The organism is Xenococcus sp. PCC 7305 (assembly GCF_000332055.1).
Taxonomy (GTDB): Bacteria; Cyanobacteriota; Cyanobacteriia; order Cyanobacteriales; family Xenococcaceae; genus Xenococcus.
The window spans coordinates 24,530-44,679 of sequence record NZ_ALVZ01000218.1 but is presented as its reverse complement, the minus strand read 5'-3'; the positions used below and the strand labels follow the sequence as shown (position 1 = coordinate 44,679).

Here is a 20,150-nt window from a genome sequence, read left to right as displayed (position 1 = left end):
AAATAAAATTGATAACAATATTATTTCAATGAGCGAGATAAATTCAGAAATCAAGCCAAGATGTCACGCTAAATATTATGAATATATCCAAGAAATAGATATTCAATTTAGCCATCCTCGCGTAGAAAAACTAAAGCTCAATAATCTGTTTATATACCCAGATTTAGAAGTGAAATCCAACTACTCAGAGGATGTAAATTCAATAATTAATAGCGAACGATTTCTAGAATTAGAATCAAAAATTGTTATTTTAGGCGAACCAGAATCAGGAAAAACGGCATTAATCAAACAATTATTTGTATTTTCACTAAGACACAACTATTTACCAATAATTATTGATGCTAATTGTTTTAAATTTTTTGAATTTGATAAGTGCTTGGACAAAATAGTATCTAATACCTATGAAAACATTTCTTATAAATATTTTATTAATTATTCTCAGAGAATTTGCTTTGTTGATAACTTTTCAAGCACAAATATAAGTGAAAGAGCTAGAAAAGAGCTTTTGAAAAAGCTAGATAAAAATTTTGATAGAATAATTATTCTGGCTGAGGATATATTCCGTTATGATATTCCCCATTATAAGGAATTAGATGAATACCAAGTATTAAAGTTATTACCTTTAAATAATGTTAAAAGAACGCAATTGATTGAAAAATGGGTTGGACTCGAATCCGAAGAGGATTACCAAAACAATCATTATTGGCAGCGTATCGATACTCTAAAACGTCATGTCAATAGTTTAGTTAGCACAACTATAGTACCTGCTAAACCTTTATATGTCTTGATGTTTATATCTTCTTTTGAAGTTGTCAATACTAAGAAAATTGAGTTGACTTCATACGGTCATTGTTATCAATATCTAATTTATCAACAGCTTGAAAGAGGCAGAGTTAAGCCAGATGAAATAGAAAAATATTTTAATGTATTATCCGAGCTTGCTGGTACTTTACTTGATGGTAAACAATATACACTAAGCGAGCTTGAATTAGATGATTTTTTTGATAATTATTCGCAAAAATATTTATCTGTAGATCGGAGTATAGTAATCAATAAGCTTACAGAAGCAAACATATTAAACAACTTGGAAGGAGGAATTCGATTTCGCTATCAATATTCATTTTATTTTTTTGCAGCTAAAAACTTAGCTGATAATCTTTACCAAAATATAAAATCAGAAGAAAAAATCAAGTACCTTATAAGCAAAATACATTTAGAAGGTATACGAAATATCATTCTATTCCTCACTCATCATACTAAAGATCCTCGAATTCTAGATGAAATTCTTTACTCTGTCATGGAGTTATTCTCAAATAATATAGCAATAACTCTAGAAAAAAATTCGCTTCCTTTTTTGCAGAGTTTTGCCAGTCAAATTCCTGATTTAGTCTTAGAGAATCGAGATACTCGCCAAGAGCGTCGTAGAGAAGACGAGCTAAAAGACGAAATTGAAAAAAATAATTCAAGCGACGAAGAGCCACAACTAAATATTGAAGCGACTCCTGAATTTAAGTTGTTTAATGACATTCGGCAAGTTTTTGGCGCAACAGAAGTATGCGGACAAATATTCAGAAATAGAATGGGGTCTTTGGATAGAGATTCTTTAGAATTAATCTATGAAGAATCTTTGATGTCATCATTGCGCTTGTTAAGCATTTTTATGCAAATCAATGATTATGCTAGAGAGCAAACTATTAGAAAAATTGAATATTTTATAGAAAATAATCCTGAGTATTCTAATTCTAAGATAGTCAAAGTTGTAGAAACTTTTTTTTGGGATATAAATTACGATTTGATTTTGTCAATACTTACTAAGATTGCTCATGCTTTAGGTTCTAATAAAGGAGAAGATATTTATAGTAAAGTCACTAAAAATATTAATACTCCTGCAGCTTACTTAATCAAGCTAATAATAGATCTTCAATTCAAGAAAGATTTGGATGTAGATAATATTTCAAAATTGTATCGTAAATATATAAAAAATTATATTTTCATACGTATGCTAAAGCAGATTGTTATTAAGCATTGTTATATGCACGATATTAACTTTAAAGTACGACAAAGACTAATTAGTATTTTGAAAATTCCTGTCGATGTAGAAAGAGAAATAGTATTCCTAAAAAGTAGGAAATCAGATTATTGATACTTAACATTAATTGAATTATCAATCCAGATCGACTACTCCTTTCTGCAATCACTAATCTTAATTTATCATCACCATTATGATTACAACCTGGATTTCGCAGGTGAAGGAATAGAGGTAAGGTATTTTATGAAGAGTTCAGAATAATATATTTTGGATATCCAAGTTAAAAATATAGATCACTTAGGAATAGTAGCAGGAATAGTTGACCAAATTGGAATAGTAGAAGAAATAGATCGGCACATAAAGAAGCATCCACAACAAATAATAAGTACAGGTCAAGTGCTCAAGGCAATGATTCTCAATGGATTGGGCTTTGTAAGTGCACCACTATACTTGTTTAAAGAGTTTTTCGTAGGCAAGGCAACAGAACATCTCCTAGGAGAAGGCATCCTTCCAGAACATCTCAACGATGACCGAATCGGAAGGGCATTGGATAGTTTATGGGATTATGGATTAACTCCAATGTTCACTAACATTGCAATGCTAGCGCAGCGTCAAGTGAAGATTGGGGTTGAGAGTCTACATCTCGATTCCAGCAGTTTCAGTGTAGAGGGTAAATATGAAAGAGAAAACAGTGAATCAATAGAAGGCGTTCGGATTACTTATGGATACTCCAAAGACCATAGACCAGATTTAAAACAATTTATGATGGATGTAATTTGTACGGGAGATGGAGATATTCCCTTGTTTCTGAGAATTGCAGATGGCAATGAAGCGGATAAAGCTGTATTTGCTAGATTAATGAGAGAATTTCGTGAAGAATGGGATCTTGATAGTATTTATGTTGCTGACAGCGCTCTCTATAGTGCCAATAATCTCCAAAAAATGGGACAATTGCGTTGGATTACTCTAGTTCCCGCAAGTATCAAAGCAGTGAAGATACTAGTAGAATCGCTAGGAGAGGAAACATTTGAAGCGAGTGAAGTTTCTGGTTATCGAATTGCATCCTGTTGTAGTGATTATGGAGGAGTTCACCAGCGTTGGTTAGTGATTGAAAGTGAATCACGTCGTGCTCGTCAGCTGGAACAATTAGACAAGAGAATCCAAAAGAAACTAATCTTAGCTCAAGGAAAACTGAATCGCTTAATGAAACAAGATTTTGCTTGTGCTATGGATGCGGAAATTGCTGCTCAAAAATTGAGTCAAGAATGGAAATATCACTGTTTAGAATCCTTGGAAATTGAGACTAATCTTCATTATTCTCAGGCAGGAAGACCGAGCAAAAAACCAGCAACCTGAGCAGATTACCTATCGTGTTACGGCATCTATTATTGAGGACTCGGAAGCAGTTAAGATTGACCGACGACGAGCTGGCAAATTTATTTTAGCGACCAATGTTCTTGATGTGGAAATTCTCTCTAACGAGAAGGTTCTCAAAGAATACAAAGGTCAGCAAAGTTCGGAGAGAGGCTTTCGTTTCCTCAAAGATCCTTTGTTTTTTACTTCTAGTGTCTTTTTAAACACTCCTCAACGAGTTGCTGCTTTAGCAATGGTTATGGGTTTATGCTTACTAGTTTATACTTTGGGTCAACGGCAGCTCCGTCAAGCTTTGGCTCAAGAGCAATCAACTATTCCTAATCAACTTGGTAAACCGACAGCATCTCCTACTTTGCGTTGGGTTTTTCAATGTTTTCAGGCTGTCCACATTGTTACTGTCAATTATCAGAAGCAAGTTTCTAATCTTACTGATGAGCGTTTGTTGATTTTGCGCTTTCTCGGCAATGCTTGTCAAAAATATTATTTACTTTGTTGAGTAACCTGCGAAATGTCGGTTACAAGGTGTATCTTAATTTATAAATTTGGAGACACTCCAAAACGTCCTTGAGACACTGTCTCTTAAATCATTTTCATCGCATTAAGAGACACTAATGTCTCTCAACCGATTTAGGAGATAATTTTAATGCAGGAAACTTTTCGATGGCTGTTTACCAAAAGTCAAATCTCTCCAAATTGTTTTACCGCTGAAGATAATAGCATTTTGAATTGTCATCAAACTTCTCAAACCGAGAGTGTAGGCGATCGCGCTACCCGTTCCCTCCACAAGCAAATTCTACTCGCAACCGAAGGCTAATTCTAATTATTACCAGTGTAAGCTTTCATTGGTTCTTGGATAAGAAGAATTGTTAGTTAAACGATGTCGTGTCCTCAGCAAAATGAAAGATGAAATTCAGATTAAAACACTTCATTAGTCCAACTGCCATGCAACCCATAGGGAATATGATGTTTCAAATGCAATAAAGCCACAGGCTCCCCTTCGATATTTTGCCCATCTAAAATTGCCAGACTAGAGCGATGATGCTCACCATCATAGACAAGAGTCAAAATCCAACCCTCATCTTCTGCTACGGCATTGGGTTTAGAAACAAAAATCGGTTCTCCAACATAACCATGGGGGGCAAAAGAATATAACTGACGTTCTCCTGTTTCCATGTCTAATTTTAGAATGGCTTGCAAAGGAGAATTTCGGCCAGTATCTTCATGGGCAGCACCGATAAACAAATAACGGTAATCTCTCCCCACTTTTTCAGGATTGATTGTGGGGAATTCACAACAACTATTCTCTATTAATTGGCGATCGACAATTCCATCTTCTAGATTCAGAGAGAATCGCCATAACTTTCCTGGATCTAAATCATCAAAGTTAACTTCTTTATAATCTGAATTGGGTTGTACTTGGGGCAATGTGGCATAGGCAATGGAGTCGATACAAACTTGATTTCCTGTTTCAAACGCATTGGCATGGTGAAAAACAAAGCCAGAATCAACCATAAAAGTCTTAACCTGTTTATTCTCAGGATCACGAGGAATCAAAACCACACGAGTCGGGTTTTTCGGTTGAAACTCCACACATTCTCCTGCTCCTTTTAAACCAAACAGAAATGGCAAAGGATTAAAGTTCACCGAATTTTGAAAGAAGATGCAGTAATGAGGCGTAATCGCGAAATCATGGATAAACGAAAATCCGGGAATCACATGGGAATGACGACGTAATATTTTTCCATCGGGGGCAAATTCAAATAAAGTGATTTTGCTGGAAAGTCCCGGTTTAATGGAAAAATTCACCAGGCAAGGTTGACCATTATCCATTACAGAATGAGGATCTACCCAAGGATGAGCCGCCCAAGATTCTCCCGGTTGCAAGACCCCATCTAAATAATCGATGCCAAGCGTTGCCAATGTTTGGGGGTTCAACTGATAAGGTTCGGCTGCTTCCCATAATGCAAGTAATTTACCGCCCCAGTAGATAACGTTAGTATTGGCAATGTTTTTTAATTTAAGATCAAAAATATTGTTTAGTAAGCCTCCAGGCTTCTGCGTACCAAAGACCCCTCGGTATAATATCTTGCCCGCTGCTTTTTCTTGCAAATAAGCTTTTGTGCCAACAAACCGATTCCGAAAATAGGCTTTGCCATGCTGGAAATAAAAAGCGCTAATCATGCCGTCGCCATCAAAAGGATGATGAATTGGGGTTCCTGCGATATCTAGCAAACCAGGGCCATTGCGGAATAATGTCCCCTCAAGTTCTAGGGGGATCTTCCCTACTACATTATCTATTTCATAGTCATATTCGTTGGGTTGGGAATCATAGCCTCGTTTCCACTCGTCCAGATAATAGGATTTTTTGTTGGTGCTTAATGTTTGATTCATAGGTTGGCTAGATGATCTCGTCTTGTGATTCAATCCCGATTCTTTAGTGCAAGATAAAAGCTCAAAGACAAGAATTATAAAATTTATCTACAAAATATTAACTTTTATTAATCTAGCATTTTTCTCCGATATCTTTAATTTGCTCAATCAGGAATCCCATAAGGATAGCGGCAAATCTTAATTCTAAATAAAGCTTTGTTCCCGGCTTTGCTCTAAAATCTCGAAAAATCGAGGTTTTCACTGATCAGCAATGTTTACCCAAGGAAGCAGATACTAGATATCTATACTTAACATGTGTTAACCTAATTGATATTAGTCTGATAAACTAAGCTTGGGGCAATAGCCGTAATCATTAGTTGTGCAATCGAGACTAGAACGAAAACCTAACTTAAATAACTAAGGTTTAAGTGAGTTTGGGATTATCTTTACCCTTGGTTGCATGTTTATTAAATAGTAAAAAAATTTTACAGGAGCCGTCTGATTGATGGACTATTTAGAAGAACTACTAGGAAAATTACGAGAATTAGCACGAAAAGTTATGGATGTGCTTGCCGGTCCTGAAGTAGAAACAGAACCAGAGCTGATTCCAATTCCTGTTAACGATCGCAGATCTCGTAACTATCGCTGATTGTATATAGCTATTAATTTTGGATCAAATAAGCATTTTAGCCATTCATGGGCCGAATCTCAATCTTTTGGGCATTAGAGAACCTCAAACCTATGGCTCGACGACCCTGGCTCAAGTAAACGAGAGTCTGCAACAAGAAGCTCAAAGATTGCAGGTAGGTTTGTCTTGCTTGCAGTCGAATCATGAGGGTGCCTTGGTAGATGCCATTCACCAAGCTCAAGGGAAGCACCAGGGAATCATCATTAACGCAGGGGCTTATACTCATACAAGTGTAGCAATTCGTGATGCTCTTGCTGGGGTGGCTATTCCAACTGTAGAAGTTCATCTCAGTAATATATATCGTCGAGAAGAGTTTCGCCACCATTCTTATATTGCTGCGATCGCGATTGGCCAAATTAGTGGTTTTGGTGCCAATAGCTATCTTTTAGGCTTACAAGCTTTAGTGACCCACCTAAAATCACAGGGAAACTAGGGGCTCGGTGCGTACCGCAAAACCCGATCGCGTTAATCTGTTAATTGCAATAGTTTCATCTTGCACCCAATATTGCGGGCCTAGACGAATAAATTGGCGGTATTGTCCTTGTTGGATGATCGCTACGACCGGAATTCTTCCTTGTTTTTTCTCCCCCGCTTGTTCCTGCAAAATCGTTTTGAGATGATATTGCCGAGAGGGATCTAAGATATGTTCGGGTTCAATTTCGAGCATGAGCATTTTGACTTTTTCAATCGGCTCAGCATCGTCAATAATTAACTGATATTTGTCATCTCTTTTTTGAACCTTACCCCAAATAATCAGGCGCGCATTTTCCTGTAATAAAGGGTCGATTTTTTCATAGGTGCTAGGAAAGACTGTTCCTTCAACATCTCCTGTGGTGATATCTTCTAGGGAAAGGAATGCCATGGGAGTGCCTTTTTTGGTGATAATTCTTTTAACGGCCGTTAACATCACCACTGCACTGACTTTTTGACGAGAATTCTGCTCAGCAAGTTGACTAAGGTTAATCGGAGAAAGAATTTGGGCTGCTTGAGTTGCCGCTTTGAGAGGATGATCCGTAATATAAAATCCTAAATATTCCTTCTCTAATTTGAGCTTTTCTTGCAGAGGATAATCTTCTACTGGGGGCGCGCTGGGGGCTTCTTGAAAACTATCATCAGATTGCTCAGTTTCTGTGCCACTCATCATGTCAAATATATTCAGTTGACCACTAGCTCGTTCTTTGGTCTTTTTTTGTGCCCAGGGAACAAGTAATTCGAGATCATTGACTAACTGTCTGCGATTAGTATTAATCCCATCAAAAGCAGCAGAATAAATTAGGGTTTCGAGGGCCCGACTATTGACAACCCGCAGATCTACGCGATCGCAAAAATCCGCTAAGGACTCGAAGGTTCCGCCGGCTTCTTCTCTGGCTTCGAGGATATTTTCAATTGCAGCCTGTCCCAAATTTTTTACTGCCGATAGACCAAAAAGTATTTGCTGTTCTTCCGAGAAGGGGACAAAATCGTTTTGAGAGCGATTAATATCCGGTGCCAGGACATCAATGCCCATTCTTTGGCAGTTTTCCCGATATTTATCAATTTTGTCCTGATTGCCACTACTAGCAGTCAGTAGTGCTGTCATATATTCCGTCGGATAATTAGCTTTCAGATAGGCAGTCTGATAGGTAACATAGGCATAGGCAGTGGAGTGAGATTTATTAAAACAATTAGAAGCAACAGTACCATTAGCCAATAAAAAATTATGATCTCTGGCAACTCCAAGATCATATACAGTTTGAGTTCCTAAAGATTTGCGACTAACGATTTTAACCATATATTTCGTAAATTGTCTAATCTACACTAGTGAATGTGGGCGTAAATACAACACCTATTCAAAAATATTGAGATCTCTATTCTAAAAGACTTTTGACTCTTGACTCTTGACTCTTCAGAAGCTAAAAAATCAACAAAATTCACTAAAAGTCTTGCTATCATTGGTTTCTAGCCCTTTATTTTCGAGGTATTTTTTCCTTCTGCCCTCTGCCCTCTGCCCTCTGCCTTCACCCCGTCAGGGGCTCTTGACTCTTAACCTACGTTACCTCAATCTAACTGTTCTTCCCCTAGATCACTAAGACCTACTCCATTTCCTTCAGGAGAACGTAACCTCGCAACCATTGCTTGAACTTCTAATGGTGGTGGAGGCGTTAAGCGAGAAACAGTATAGGTCACGACAAAGTTGAGAAGCATCCCCACTGTGCCAATGCCTTCGGGAGAGATTCCGAAAAACCAAGTTGACATGCCATAGAATTTCACGCCAATGATGTAGAAAATCGTAAATAGCAAGCCAATAATCATCCCGGAAATTGCCCCTTCTCGATTGGTGCGACGATCAAAAATGCCCAGGAGAATTACAGGGAAAAAACTAGCAGCAGCTAAACCAAAGGCAAAGGCCACAACCTGAGCGACAAAACCGGGAGGATTGATGCCCACATAGCCGGCGATCGCGATCGCAAAGATCACCATAATCCGACCCACCATCACCCGCTGATTTTCTGTAGCTTGGGGATTAATAATGCGATAGTAAACATCATGGGCGATCGAACTAGAAATCACCAATAATAAACCTGAAGCGGTAGATAGAGCAGCAGCCAGCCCACCTGCGGCCACTAGGGCAATCACCCAAGGAGCAAGTTTGGCCACTTCTGGAGTCGAGAGCACAATAATATCGCGATCGATGGTAATCTCACTGGTCGCTTTGTCTGGGGTCAATTCAATTTTGCCGTTATTATTTTTATCTTCAAAACCAAGTAAACCTGTATTAGACCATTTAGTTGCCCAATCCAACTCCTGAACTTGGGCAATGGTTTTATCGTGTAGACTATCAATCAGGTTATATCGCGCAAAGGCCGATACCGCAGGGGCAGTTGTGTAGAGAATGGCAATAAAAAGCAAGGCCCAACCTGCCGAATAGCGGGCGGCACGGGCTGAGGGGACAGTGTAAAAACGCACGATTACATGGGGTAAACCTGCTGTGCCCACCATGAGAGCGATTGTGATAAACAGCACATCCAACATGGATTTATTGACAAAGGGTTGCGTATATTCGGCAAATCCTAAATCGACTTGAACCTGATTTAATTTCTCGACAATATCACTAAAGCCAAAAGCTAATTGGGGGATGGGATTTCCTGTGAGAATAAAGGCGATCGCGATCGCCGGTATCAAATAGGCAACAATCAACACTCCATATTGTGCTACTTGCGTCCAGGTAATCCCTTTCATGCCTCCTAGTACGGCAAAAAAAGCGACGATTATCATCCCAATAATCACCCCAGTATTGATATCTACCTGGAGAAAACGACTGAAAACAATCCCCACCCCACGCATTTGGCCTGCTACATAGGTTAGAGACACGAAAATCGCCGCGACCACGGCAACTAACCTAGCCCAAACTGAATAATAGCGATCGCCGACAAAATCAGGAACGGTATATTTGCCAAATTTCCGTAAATAGGGAGCAAGTAACAAAGCAAGCAAGACAAAGCCGCCTGTCCAACCCATTAAATACATCGAGCCATCGTACCCCAAAAAGGAAATGAGCCCGGCCATCGAAATAAAAGAAGCAGCAGACATCCAATCAGCAGCAGTTGCGGCACCATTGGCGATCGCGGGAACTCCACGATCAGCAACAAAAAAGCCTTTGCTATCTCGAACTCGCGATTTCCAACCAATATAGAGATAAACGATAAAAGAGATAATGACAAAAATTGTAGTCCAAGTTTCGACTGTCATAATATATTTTTAAATTAGTTTTTAACGGGGCTTCGCCCTTGAAGGCAGAGGGCAGAGGGCAGAAGGATAAAACTACTTCTAACTTATCCCTTTAGGTTGAATTCCTCCACTTCTTTAAGTGGAACAGGGCATAGTGGGAGAATTAGACTCAGCCACTATGCCAGTTACCTTCTGCCTTCATTCTTCTGCCTTCGATTTAATTGCTATTTTCTGCGATATCGGCGATCGAGTTTGTCCATTCTGATGGCATAGACAAAAATGAGAATCACAAAGATAAAAATTGAACCTTGTTGTGCCATCCAAAAACCGAAAGGCAGATTTCCGATGGCGAGATTATTTAATAGCGGCACCAAGAGAATGCCACAACCGAGGGAAACAAACACCCAAATAATTAATAAATTGCGAATTAATCGCACATTAGCATTCCAGTATCTTTGCTCTCTTGCTCTTTCTTCTTTGGTTTCTGGGGAGAGATTTTCTTCGTTAGAAGACTCTTGTCCTGAATTTGACATACAAAAAACCCTAGTTTTTTACTTAAGGCTAGAGTCTACAGGGAATTGGTAATTATCAGCAATTTTTGTGAATTTTTGTATTGAGTTTATTGACTGATCTCAATCTAGTAAAATATCAGTTATTACAACCGTAATAAGTTCAGATTACTCCTCATGCTTGGAAAGTCCCATCACTACCAGTTTTTTCTTCTGCGGCGGAAACTCTCAAAGCTTCTCTGGCAATATTGAAATATTTGATTACCCTTTGCAAAGGAGACTCGGGAATTAAACTTTCCGATTGATATTTATTTCTGCTGGGGGGAACTTGATTATTCTGAGATCGCTTAAGTTTTTCATTGAACAATTCAACAAGATAGAGAATCATCCCAATACCCAGCCAAAAAAGTAAACACAAGACAATGGTTAAAGCTTGAACCGAAAGTATGCCAACCAATTGACCCAAAATCTGTTCAGCTCGATTTACTTCTTGCTCAATATAAGGTGGTAATTGATTGACAAATAAACCGACAGCAAAAGTACCCCAAACTCCACAACCAAGATGGACAGGAACAACTCCTACAGGATCATCAATCCGATAATATTCTAATAAAGCGTCGGCCAAAATCACACATAAACCACTTACCGCACCGATAAACATTGCCACGCCAAGAGTTACATAGGCTGAAGATGCCGTAATCCCTACCAAACCACCCAGAATACCGTTAATCACTAAAGGTAATGGTGGTTTATCGCGGCGCAGACCTCGCAACAGTAAAATAAAAACCCCACCAGAAGCCGCCGCAATCATAGTTGTGACAATTACATGGGGAATATGAGCTATCGATTTAACAGAACCGCCATTGAAGCCTAACCAACCGAGCCAGAGAATCAAACAACCCAAAGTGGAAAAAGTCAGGTTGTAGGGCGCAAACTCCTTAGTTGCACCAGAAAATTGCTCTTTATCCTTCTGATTTGATTCGTATCCTTGCCAGCCTATTCTTGGCCCCAAAAGCATTGTGCCTAACAAACCGGCTGTCCCGCCAACTGAATGAACTACCGTTGAACCAGCAAAATCGAGAAAATTAAGATTACTAGCTAACCAACCATCAGGGCCCCAAACCCAACGACCAGCGATGGGATAGGCAATGCCTACCAAACAAAAACTAAACCAAAAAAAAGCCCAAAACTTAATGCGCTCAGCAACAGCACCAGAAACGATAGTTGCAGAAGTTCCAGCAAAGACCAGTTGGAAAAAGAAGATGCCCAGAAAAGATCTGCCCGGATTCAATTGGGCTATCTGTTCAAATCCAGCAGGGAAATAATTATTTAGAGGAGTAGCAAATGTTTGAAAAAAGAAGCCTTCCTGCCCCAAAATCCCATTGCCATCACCAAACATAAGTCCAAAACCCAACCACCAAAAGGCTAGGATGGAAACACAAAAGACAATGAGATTTTTGGCTAGAACATTGACGGCATTTCTGGTCTGACAAATACCAGCTTCGAGCATCGCAAAACCAGCATTCATAAAAAACACTAATGCACCAGCAATAATCAGCCAGACAAGATTAATATAATCAGCTTCGAGGGAGTTAATAGTTTGGGCTCTAGCTAGGGGATGAAAAGATAAAACCCCAACCAAAGTGACGACAAATAAGCAGAGATAAAAAGTGATACGTTTGGGAGTGAGCAAATTTTTCCTTAGTCTCGTTATCTAGCAAGGCTTGATCTACAACAATAATTGTAATAATAAAGAGCCAACTCCCCCCATAAACTTACCAACATTCGCAGCACCGCGTTCTCTTTTCTCAATATCTGCTTCTATTTGAAGAGCTAATTCCATATTTTCAAGGAATTGGGACGAGCTTTGATGCCCTAGTTGATTTTCCTGTTCTTCAAAGAGTTGTACTGCAAGTTCGGTATTTGCGATCGCCTTGGAATGCTCATCATGTTTGTAGTAGATGACTCCTAACCCCAAATAAGCAGGAGCAAATTCGGGGTCGAGATTAATTGCCCGATGGTAATGGGCGATCGCAGCTCGGTAGTTCCCACGCTCATTCTCCCTAACTCCCCAACGATGGAACTGTTCTGCGGTTCCTGCTTCGAGAGAAATCCCTTTAACCCCATTGAGATTGGCACTATTAAGATCTACTCCTTCTATCTGAGCATTTAACAAATAAGCATTCCTTAAATCAGTTCCGGTCAAGGTAGCATCTGTCAAAATTGCTCCACTGAGGTTGGCTCCGAATAAAGAAGCTCCTGTAAGATTAGCTCCAGTCAGATTTGCGCCCGTCAGATTAGCTTGCGAGAGATTAGCATTAACCAAGTTCGCACCAGTCAAATCCGCACCAGCCAAATTAGCGAGCACCAAGCCTGCACTGCTGAGGTCGCATTGACTACATTTTTTGCTGCCTAATAGTTGGTTGAGATGGTTGAGATTTTCCGCTTGAATAGGATTAGCGATCGCGATCGCGCTAAGCAGAGCTAGAGTTCCGACTATAGTATTTTTCATAGGGCTAAAATCCAGTCTAGGAGAAGATTCCGCTATTCTAGCTTTGCTCACGAAGAACGTCATTTTCAGTAAACAGTTATTAGTCAACAGTAATCAGTTATCTTCGATAGCGATAAATAATAGGTTCGCTGCCACTGAAATAGGGATCGCTAATAGTTAGGATTCGGTTTCCAGTGTTATTGTAGCGACCGCTTATCGAATCGAGAAAGTTATGTCTGATGGTTCCCCGATGGCGGATGATTGTGGTATTTTTCCTCGTCAGAGTTACATATCTACGAGGAGAATTATTATTAATGATTTGAATTGGTGGCAGATTGTCAATTACATTAGCGTTGGATATATTTCCTCCTTCACTGGCTCTTCTAGAGCGACTGGAACGAACTGGTCTGGGAGCGTCGCAGATTGAAGATAAATCAGTGTATTCCCCATTTACTCCAACCATATAGCAGTCGGACTGTGCAACAGCTTTTTCTGGGTTGACAAGATTGGGAAGCAAAGACCCGATAAAACCAATACTGGCTAAGGAGATTAATAAAATATTTAGTTTTTTCATGAGGACTCAGAGGGCTTATTTTTAGATAGGGAACAGGGAACAGGGAATAGGCAGTCCTGATAAAGTTTGCTTATTCGTAAAATTTGAATTTATTTTGTAACCGTAAAATTACGCACACTTAAACTATAGCGAAACCGTTAGGAGCTGAAGTTTAAGAAATGTAACGAGGGCAGAGGGTAGTTCTTACAAGGTTAGTTTTTTTTACAATTAAGAAGAATCGGCAATAATTGATAATTGTTTGCACACAAGCTTTACCACTAATCAAAAATTAGCTCTAGTCGTTTTTGCGATCGCGTTAAAGCTTCTTCAGGAGTTTGGGCACCAAGTAGAGCAGCTTCAATTGCTCTTCCTAAATTTTCCGACAAACGAGTATATTTCGGGATAATGGGACGCGATCGCGTATACTTCATCTGGTCTAAAAAGACCTCCAGTACGGGATTTTCCTGAACAAACTTTTGATAAAGCTCGCTTTCTTGAGATTTGATGTTAATCGGTAAATATCCAGTTTTTAAAGCCCAAATTGTCTGAAAATCCTCACTCAAGACATATTCTAGGAACTTTAAACTAGCTTGTTCTCTTTGGGGATTAGATTTAAAAACAAATAGATTTTCTCCGCCCAAGACTGCTGCGGGAGTTTCTAACTCGGGAATTGGGAAAACGCCATAGTCGATATCTAGCTGCGATAATTGACCCAAAGTCCAAGGCCCTGTCACCTGCATTGCTGCTTTTCCTGAGAGAAAATCATCCATTTCATAACCTCTTTCGGGAGCAGATAAAATCGCCCATTTTTCCGCCACCAGATCTGCGCCTAATTGCAAAGCTGCGATCGCACCTTCGTTTACTAAATTGGGTTGGCGATCAACTAATAAATTTCCCCCCGCACTATAAATAAACGGTAACCAAACAAATACTGTCCATTCTCCTTTACCTAGAGACAAAAAGATTCCATGCTGATCAATTCGGCCGTCATTGTTTGTATCTTTAGTTAGCTTTTGTGCTGCAAGTTTAAACTCTTGCCAAGTTTGGGGAATTTCTGCAATCCCAGCCTCGGCAAAGAGACTAGGACGATAAAAAATCGCTGCATTATTGGTCGCAAAGGGAATCGAATAAATATGTCCGTTCAATTCCATGCTCGAAAACATGGTTGGATCTATTTCAGCTTTAATTGGTGAACTATCTAACCAATTTTCTAATGGTAATAAAGCCCCAAGTTTGGCCAACTCGCCTGTCAACTGAGCCACAAACCAAAGCATATCAGGGGCTTCTCCACTGACACTGGCCGCAAAAATTTTCGGTAACTGGGCATCTGGTTGCCCGATATACAAAGCTTCGACTTCAATATCAGCATGTTCCTGGTTAAACTTTGCTACCAACTCATTGAAAATATCACGATTTTCTGGCGGATTGATTCCATGCCACAAAGTAATTTTGGTAACTTGACTATCTGTCATATCCTGAGGTTGACAACCACTGAGGAATAAGCTGCTACACAATATCAAGATACATATCAATTTAAGACATTTACTAGCTTGTTTTTTCAATGAAGGGAAATTAATATCCAACACGGTTACTATATTCAATACATCTCAATTACTATCGATTATGATGATAGTGCTTGTATTTATAAAGATAATTTAAAACGCGATCGGTGCTCTTAAAACTATTTCTGCTTTCTTTAATCAGCTTCCTGGTGGTTTACTTTCTTCGAGGAGTCGGCATATTATCCTTCCTTCCTGGAGGTATCATTTTGCTGTTACTGATTCTAGCGCTAGGATCTGGGTTAACTTGGGGAATTAAGGAAACTACAAGATTTTAGTTTGAAGGCAGAGGGCAGATGTAAAAGGTAAAATATATTTTGCTAGCATAATTTAGTTTAGATAAATGGCATTAGTTCCGTGTAAAGTATGTGGCTCACTAAATAGCGATCAGGCAGAGATTTGCCTTAGTTGTGAACATCCAACTCAAGGCAGAAAAAGACCGCTGATATTTCAAGTAGCGGCAGTCATTATTGTCTTGGCCTTTGTGGCACCTGTATTATTAAGCGCTATCTCCTGGGTAAAATTGCGATTCAAACCCTCTCCTCCTCAACAGCAAGAGAGAATCAGTTTAGATAATTCAATCATGAAACAATGAAAGGTAAAATCATTCGCCTTTGTGAACAAGGACAGTTATCTTGAAAACAACTCGTTATTTTGAGGAACAAGTATTATTAAAAAGACCTTATCTTAAGAGAGAATGGTGTCAAAAAGCTATTCTAGAGCCTGTAAAAAAAGCAATCCAACCTAATGGGCGAATTCGTCATTGGACATACATTGCTGAACTTGGTAAATATCTCAGGGTTGTTACGCTAGAAGATGGAGAAACAATTCATAATGCTTTTCCAGACCGAAATTTTAAGATCCAGTAACTATGAAATTCAATTATTATCCCGAAACAGACTCACTATATATTAGCCTTATAGAAAAACCTAGTACTAATTCCCAGGAAATATCTTCTGGTATCGTACTTGATTTTGATGACAAGGGTAATTTAGTTGGTATAGATATAGATCATGCTAGTAAGGTCGTTGATCTAACTCGTTTGGAGTCAGAAGCTTTACCAATTAATTCAATTGCATTAGCTAAATAATGATTGACACTAACTATAGTTTTATTTAAGCTTCTTGATGTGATATCTGCATTATTCATTCTTATCTTCTGGATAAATCTGATAAATAGCGATAGAAGCAATAATTTCTGAAACTCAGAAAAAACTACGTCCCGTTACAGTCAAATGAGCAAAGCCCAATAAACAAATAACGCTTGCGATCGCATTTGCCGATGAAAATTCACCAAACAAAATTTAATCACAAGCGCCTTAATACCTTAAGCAAAAATTATTGCCAGAGGATTTTTAGAATAAACCTAAAGTCAAAGATTCATCAATAGGCATCGCAGCACCAATTCCTAGCCAGATAGTTACCAAAGTACCAAAAATAAATACAGTGGTTGCTATAGGACGACGGAAAGGGTTTTGAAACTTATTAACACTTTCAATGAAAGGAATTAGCATCAAACCTAAGGGAACTGCACCTTGACAAGCAATTCCGAGTAGCTTGTTAGGCAGAATGCGCAAGATTTGGAAGACAGGATATAAATACCATTCAGGCAAAATTTCCAAAGGTGTTGCAAAAGGATCAGCCGGCTCACCGATTAGAGCAGGATCTAAGACTGCTAAACCGACTACCAAACCGATAGTTCCCAAAATCACAACAGGGAAAATATATAATAGGTCGTTTGGCCAAGCAGGTTCGCCATAATAGTTATGACCCATCCCTTGAGCTAGCTTGGCGCGTAATGCGGGATCACTAAGATCGGGTTTTTTTAAAGTGGACATTGGTTTCTCCTTAATCGACTCAGAATCAGCAGATGCGATCTCTGGGTTGAATTACACTGATTTGTAGATTGAGATTTGGACTGGGGATTCTAAAACCCATGGTAAATGATGAAGTTATTAAACAGGCAATAACTAAAAGATCACTTTACAAAGGACCAGAAATACCTTGTTTCCGAATCATCAAGAAATGAGCCAACATAAATACTGCCATTAACCAGGGTAAGACAAAAGTATGTAGACTGTAGAAGCGAGTTAGAGTGGACTGACCAACGCTAACACCACCACGCAATAGTTCAACCATTTGGTCGCCTACAACGGGAATTGCTGCGGGAACTCCAGATACAATCTTAACCGCCCAGTAACCAACTTGGTCCCAAGGAAGAGAATATCCAGTGACACCGAAGCTAACTGTGATCACAGCCATTACTACTCCAGCAATCCAAGTCAACTCACGAGGTTTCTTAAATCCACCAGTTAAGTAAACGCGGAAAACATGTAGGATCATCATGAGAACCATCATGCTGGCAGACCAACGATGAACGGAACGAATGAGCCAACCAAAGTTAACTTCATTCATGATGTATTCTACTGAAGCAAAAGCATCGGCCACAGTAGGCTTGTAGTAGAAAGTCATGCAAAATCCAGTGGCAAACTGAATTAGGAAGCAAACTAGAGTGATACCACCAAGACAATAAAATATATTGACATGGGGTGGTACATATTTACTAGAAATATCGTCAGAAATTGCTCCAACTTCTAGACGTTCATCAAACCATTGATAAACTTTGGAATCTGTTACTTGTTTCGAAAACATGAACTAAATTAACTGAATTAATTGACTAAAGGCTAGCTATGAATATTTAGACCTTTAAAAAATGTAACATAGCTTTAAGCTACAATGATGGCGAAGTCAGAGGAAGCACCATTGTTCTAAGACGGTGACTCTCTGCGCATCGATCGCAGAATCTATTGCAGAATATTCTCTCATACTCAACGACCAAGTAATTGGGTCTGGGGAATCTTAGATGAGTTTTTTGGCAGATTTTTGTAACAGTTGATTAAGTTTTTTTTAAAATAAACTAATAAGATAAGGTAAGGTCTCTTAATTTTATTGTTTTGTACTTATGATTAAAAAAGCTTTTTGGGTCTCTTTATTGGTCTTTGTGTGTTTAATTTCCTCTCTCTGGTTCTTTGCTCCCCGTGCAGAAGCATTTACCAAAGAACAGAAATTATTCCTACAATCTTGGCGAATTGTAAATCGCTCCTATGTAGACGAGTCGTTCAATGGGGAGAATTGGTGGTTTACTCGGGAAGAATTTATTAAAAAGCCGATGCGCGATCGCCAGGAAACCTATGATGTCATTGAGGAAATGTTAGCTCTGCTAGACGATCCTTTTACCAGACTACTGAGACCAAAAGCCTATAAGAGTCTACAGGTGAATACTTCAGGAGAATTATTTGGTGTTGGTTTACAAATCAGCCTTGATCCTCAAAACAACTTGGTTGAAGTGATTACACCTATCGTCGGTTCTCCAGCAGAATCAGCAGGAATTCACCCTAGAGATTATATTTTAGAAATTGATGGTGTTGCGACGAGTACTCTCACTCTCGATGCTGCCGCAGAAAAGATGAGGGGGCCTGTTGGCACTACAGTATTTTTAACTGTAGAAAACCACGATCGCGATGCTGATAGTATTCAGACTCTGGCAATTGTTCGCGATCGCATAACTCTCAATCCTGTTTATGCCAATTTGGACGAGCGCAACGAAAAGGCGATCGGTTATATCCGTCTCAGTGAATTCAGTGCCCAAGCCACTCAAGAAGTAGCCCATGCCATCATGGATTTGAATGCTCCAGCCTATATTCTCGATTTAAGAAATAATCCTGGTGGGTTATTACAAGCAGGAATTGAAACAGCTAGATTATGGCTCGATGACGGCACTATAGTTTACACAGTCAATCGGCAGGGAACTTTAGGTAGTTTTGAAGCAAACACGCGCTCACTGACCGATGCACCCCTAGTTATTTTGGTGAATCAGGGGACAGCTAGTGCCAGTGAAATTTTATCAGGGGCTCTGCAAGATAATGGAAGAGCAGTTCTAGTAGGAGAAACTACCTATGGCAAAGGATTGATTCAATCTTTATTTGAATTACCTGATGATTCAGGAATTGCTGTTACCGTTGCCAAATATGAGACTCCGAATCATACAGATATTAATAAGTTAGGGATTGAACCCGATTTTGTAGTAGAACAAGAACCGATCGCCTTTAGTCAAGTGGGGACTAAAGTAGATTTGCAATATCAAAAAGCGATCGAGTTGCTCACTAGTAAGAGATTAGTCGCTGATGCCGTGTAGTGATTTTTGCTTACTTCTTTGATAGATGTGGAAAATCTGGGGTAATTCAGCAATTACTCCGGTAAAATCTTTAATATAATAGGGCTTCTGGCAAATTTGAGATGGAAGATGACGAGTACCCTTTCCCAACCAATATCTTTACAAGAATTTCTTCGGCTACCTGAAACCAAACCAGCCACAGAATACATAAACGGCGAAATCATTCAGAAACCAATGCCAAAAGGAAGACATAGTCGTTTACAAGGCAAACTTTGTACTGTAATTAATGAAGTTACTGAAACACAAAAAATTGCCTATGCTTTTCCTGAATTAAGATGTACTTTTGGTGGGAGATCGCTAATTCCCGATATCTCTGTATTTCTCTGGCAGAATATTGCTTTTAATAAGAACGGAGAAATAGAGGACAATTTTTACCTACATCCCGACTGGACAATCGAAATCCTTTCTCCAGAACAAAAGCCCAACAAAGTCATCGGTAATATTCTTCACTGCTTATCTTCTGGAAGTCAATTGGGGTGGTTTATTGACCCTAACGATAGTAGTATTTTAGTTTTTCTTGCAGGGCAACAACCCTTATTATTACAAGGAAGCAATACTTTACCTGTTTTAAATTCAATTGAATTAGATTTAACTGTATCTGAGGTTTTCAGTTGGCTCAATATGAGGAACTAATTA

19 protein-coding genes and 1 pseudogene are annotated in these 20,150 nt (G+C 39.1%); 10 read left to right on the top strand and 10 right to left on the bottom strand.

All coding sequences use genetic code 11. The features are described 5' to 3' along the window. Positions 1 to 28: 28 nt before the first annotated feature. The 3 genes and pseudogenes from XEN7305_RS19545 to XEN7305_RS29145 all read left to right on the top strand — a co-directional run bounded on the left by XEN7305_RS19545 (position 29) and on the right by XEN7305_RS29145 (position 4,217). A complete protein-coding gene (locus XEN7305_RS19545) occupies positions 29 to 2,143 on the top strand; it encodes an NACHT domain-containing NTPase (protein ID WP_006511236.1) in 2,115 nt (704 codons plus the stop codon). 150 nt (positions 2,144 to 2,293) lie between these two features. Continuing rightward, positions 2,294 to 3,899: pseudogene (locus XEN7305_RS19540) on the top strand (IS1634 family transposase). Positions 3,900 to 4,046: 147 nt separating this feature from the next. Beyond that, the gene (locus XEN7305_RS29145; RefSeq protein ID WP_006511233.1) at positions 4,047 to 4,217 is read left to right on the top strand and encodes a hypothetical protein; all 171 of its coding nucleotides are present in this window, start codon (positions 4,047 to 4,049) and stop codon (positions 4,215 to 4,217) included. A gap of 101 nt (positions 4,218 to 4,318) precedes the next feature. Here the strand turns inward: XEN7305_RS29145 and XEN7305_RS19535 are convergent, their stop codons facing one another. Beyond that, a complete protein-coding gene (locus XEN7305_RS19535) occupies positions 4,319 to 5,794 on the bottom strand; it encodes a carotenoid oxygenase family protein (RefSeq protein ID WP_006511232.1) in 1,476 nt (491 codons plus the stop codon). A gap of 484 nt (positions 5,795 to 6,278) precedes the next feature. On the opposite strand from XEN7305_RS19535, the gene XEN7305_RS29360 reads away from it, so the two are divergent. Together XEN7305_RS29360 and aroQ are read left to right on the top strand one after the other, a co-directional pair. Next, positions 6,279 to 6,422, top strand: a complete 144-nt coding sequence (locus XEN7305_RS29360) for a hypothetical protein (RefSeq protein WP_006511231.1) — start codon at positions 6,279 to 6,281, stop codon at positions 6,420 to 6,422. Between the two features lie 19 nt (positions 6,423 to 6,441). Next, the gene (gene aroQ / locus XEN7305_RS19525; protein WP_006511230.1) at positions 6,442 to 6,894 is read left to right on the top strand and encodes a type II 3-dehydroquinate dehydratase; all 453 of its coding nucleotides are present in this window, start codon (positions 6,442 to 6,444) and stop codon (positions 6,892 to 6,894) included. Here aroQ and XEN7305_RS19520 read toward each other — a convergent pair. The 7 genes from XEN7305_RS19520 to XEN7305_RS19490 all read right to left on the bottom strand — a co-directional run bounded on the left by XEN7305_RS19520 (position 6,880) and on the right by XEN7305_RS19490 (position 15,194). Beyond that, the gene (locus tag XEN7305_RS19520) at positions 6,880 to 8,232 is read right to left on the bottom strand and encodes an OB-fold nucleic acid binding domain-containing protein (RefSeq protein WP_006511229.1); all 1,353 of its coding nucleotides are present in this window, start codon (positions 8,230 to 8,232) and stop codon (positions 6,880 to 6,882) included. The two genes, aroQ and XEN7305_RS19520, sit on opposite strands and share 15 nt — an antisense overlap. Positions 8,233 to 8,498: 266 nt before the next feature. After that, entirely contained in the window at positions 8,499 to 10,190 is a 1,692-nt protein-coding gene (locus XEN7305_RS19515) for a sodium:solute symporter family protein (RefSeq protein WP_006511228.1), read from the bottom strand. Between the two features lie 203 nt (positions 10,191 to 10,393). Beyond that, positions 10,394 to 10,702: a DUF4212 domain-containing protein gene (locus tag XEN7305_RS19510; RefSeq protein WP_006511227.1), complete on the bottom strand. Its 309-nt coding sequence runs from the start codon at positions 10,700 to 10,702 to the stop codon at positions 10,394 to 10,396. Positions 10,703 to 10,853: 151 nt separating this feature from the next. Then, entirely contained in the window at positions 10,854 to 12,371 is a 1,518-nt protein-coding gene (locus XEN7305_RS19505) for an ammonium transporter (RefSeq protein WP_006511226.1), read from the bottom strand. Between the two features lie 36 nt (positions 12,372 to 12,407). After that, a complete protein-coding gene (locus tag XEN7305_RS19500) occupies positions 12,408 to 13,190 on the bottom strand; it encodes a pentapeptide repeat-containing protein (RefSeq protein ID WP_040898708.1) in 783 nt (260 codons plus the stop codon). 97 nt (positions 13,191 to 13,287) lie between these two features. Beyond that, positions 13,288 to 13,743, bottom strand: a complete 456-nt coding sequence (locus tag XEN7305_RS19495; protein ID WP_006511224.1) for a hypothetical protein — start codon at positions 13,741 to 13,743, stop codon at positions 13,288 to 13,290. A 257-nt stretch (positions 13,744 to 14,000) separates the two neighbouring features. Next, the gene (locus tag XEN7305_RS19490) at positions 14,001 to 15,194 is read right to left on the bottom strand and encodes an ABC transporter substrate-binding protein (protein WP_006511223.1); all 1,194 of its coding nucleotides are present in this window, start codon (positions 15,192 to 15,194) and stop codon (positions 14,001 to 14,003) included. 430 nt (positions 15,195 to 15,624) lie between these two features. Here XEN7305_RS19490 and XEN7305_RS19485 point away from each other — a divergent pair, with 430 nt between their 5' ends. Genes XEN7305_RS19485 through XEN7305_RS19475 form a run of 3 tightly spaced genes read left to right on the top strand, consistent with a single transcriptional unit; the run spans position 15,625 to position 16,371 of the window. Then, positions 15,625 to 15,876: a hypothetical protein gene (locus tag XEN7305_RS19485; RefSeq protein WP_006511222.1), complete on the top strand. Its 252-nt coding sequence runs from the start codon at positions 15,625 to 15,627 to the stop codon at positions 15,874 to 15,876. Between the two features lie 40 nt (positions 15,877 to 15,916). Then, the gene (locus tag XEN7305_RS19480; protein ID WP_006511221.1) at positions 15,917 to 16,150 is read left to right on the top strand and encodes a hypothetical protein; all 234 of its coding nucleotides are present in this window, start codon (positions 15,917 to 15,919) and stop codon (positions 16,148 to 16,150) included. Positions 16,151 to 16,152: 2 nt separating this feature from the next. After that, on the top strand, positions 16,153 to 16,371 hold the full coding sequence (locus tag XEN7305_RS19475; RefSeq protein ID WP_006511220.1) for a DUF2283 domain-containing protein: 219 nt from the start codon (positions 16,153 to 16,155) through the stop codon (positions 16,369 to 16,371). 264 nt (positions 16,372 to 16,635) lie between these two features. Here the strand turns inward: XEN7305_RS19475 and petD are convergent, their stop codons facing one another. Together petD and petB are read right to left on the bottom strand one after the other, a co-directional pair. Continuing rightward, positions 16,636 to 17,118 (bottom strand): cytochrome b6-f complex subunit IV, encoded by a 483-nt coding sequence (gene petD, locus XEN7305_RS19470; RefSeq protein ID WP_006511219.1) that lies wholly within the window; start codon positions 17,116 to 17,118, stop codon positions 16,636 to 16,638. A 145-nt stretch (positions 17,119 to 17,263) separates the two neighbouring features. Beyond that, positions 17,264 to 17,932 (bottom strand): cytochrome b6, encoded by a 669-nt coding sequence (petB, locus tag XEN7305_RS19465; protein ID WP_006511218.1) that lies wholly within the window; start codon positions 17,930 to 17,932, stop codon positions 17,264 to 17,266. A 310-nt stretch (positions 17,933 to 18,242) separates the two neighbouring features. On the opposite strand from petB, the gene ctpA reads away from it, so the two are divergent. Then, positions 18,243 to 19,475 carry a carboxyl-terminal processing protease CtpA gene (ctpA, locus tag XEN7305_RS19460; RefSeq protein WP_006511217.1) on the top strand — a complete coding sequence of 411 codons (1,233 nt, stop codon included), beginning with the start codon at positions 18,243 to 18,245 and terminating at the stop codon, positions 19,473 to 19,475. A 108-nt stretch (positions 19,476 to 19,583) separates the two neighbouring features. Beyond that, positions 19,584 to 20,147, top strand: coding sequence for a Uma2 family endonuclease (locus tag XEN7305_RS19455; RefSeq protein WP_006511216.1), 564 nt, complete (start codon positions 19,584 to 19,586; stop codon positions 20,145 to 20,147). Positions 20,148 to 20,150: the final 3 nt, after the last annotated feature.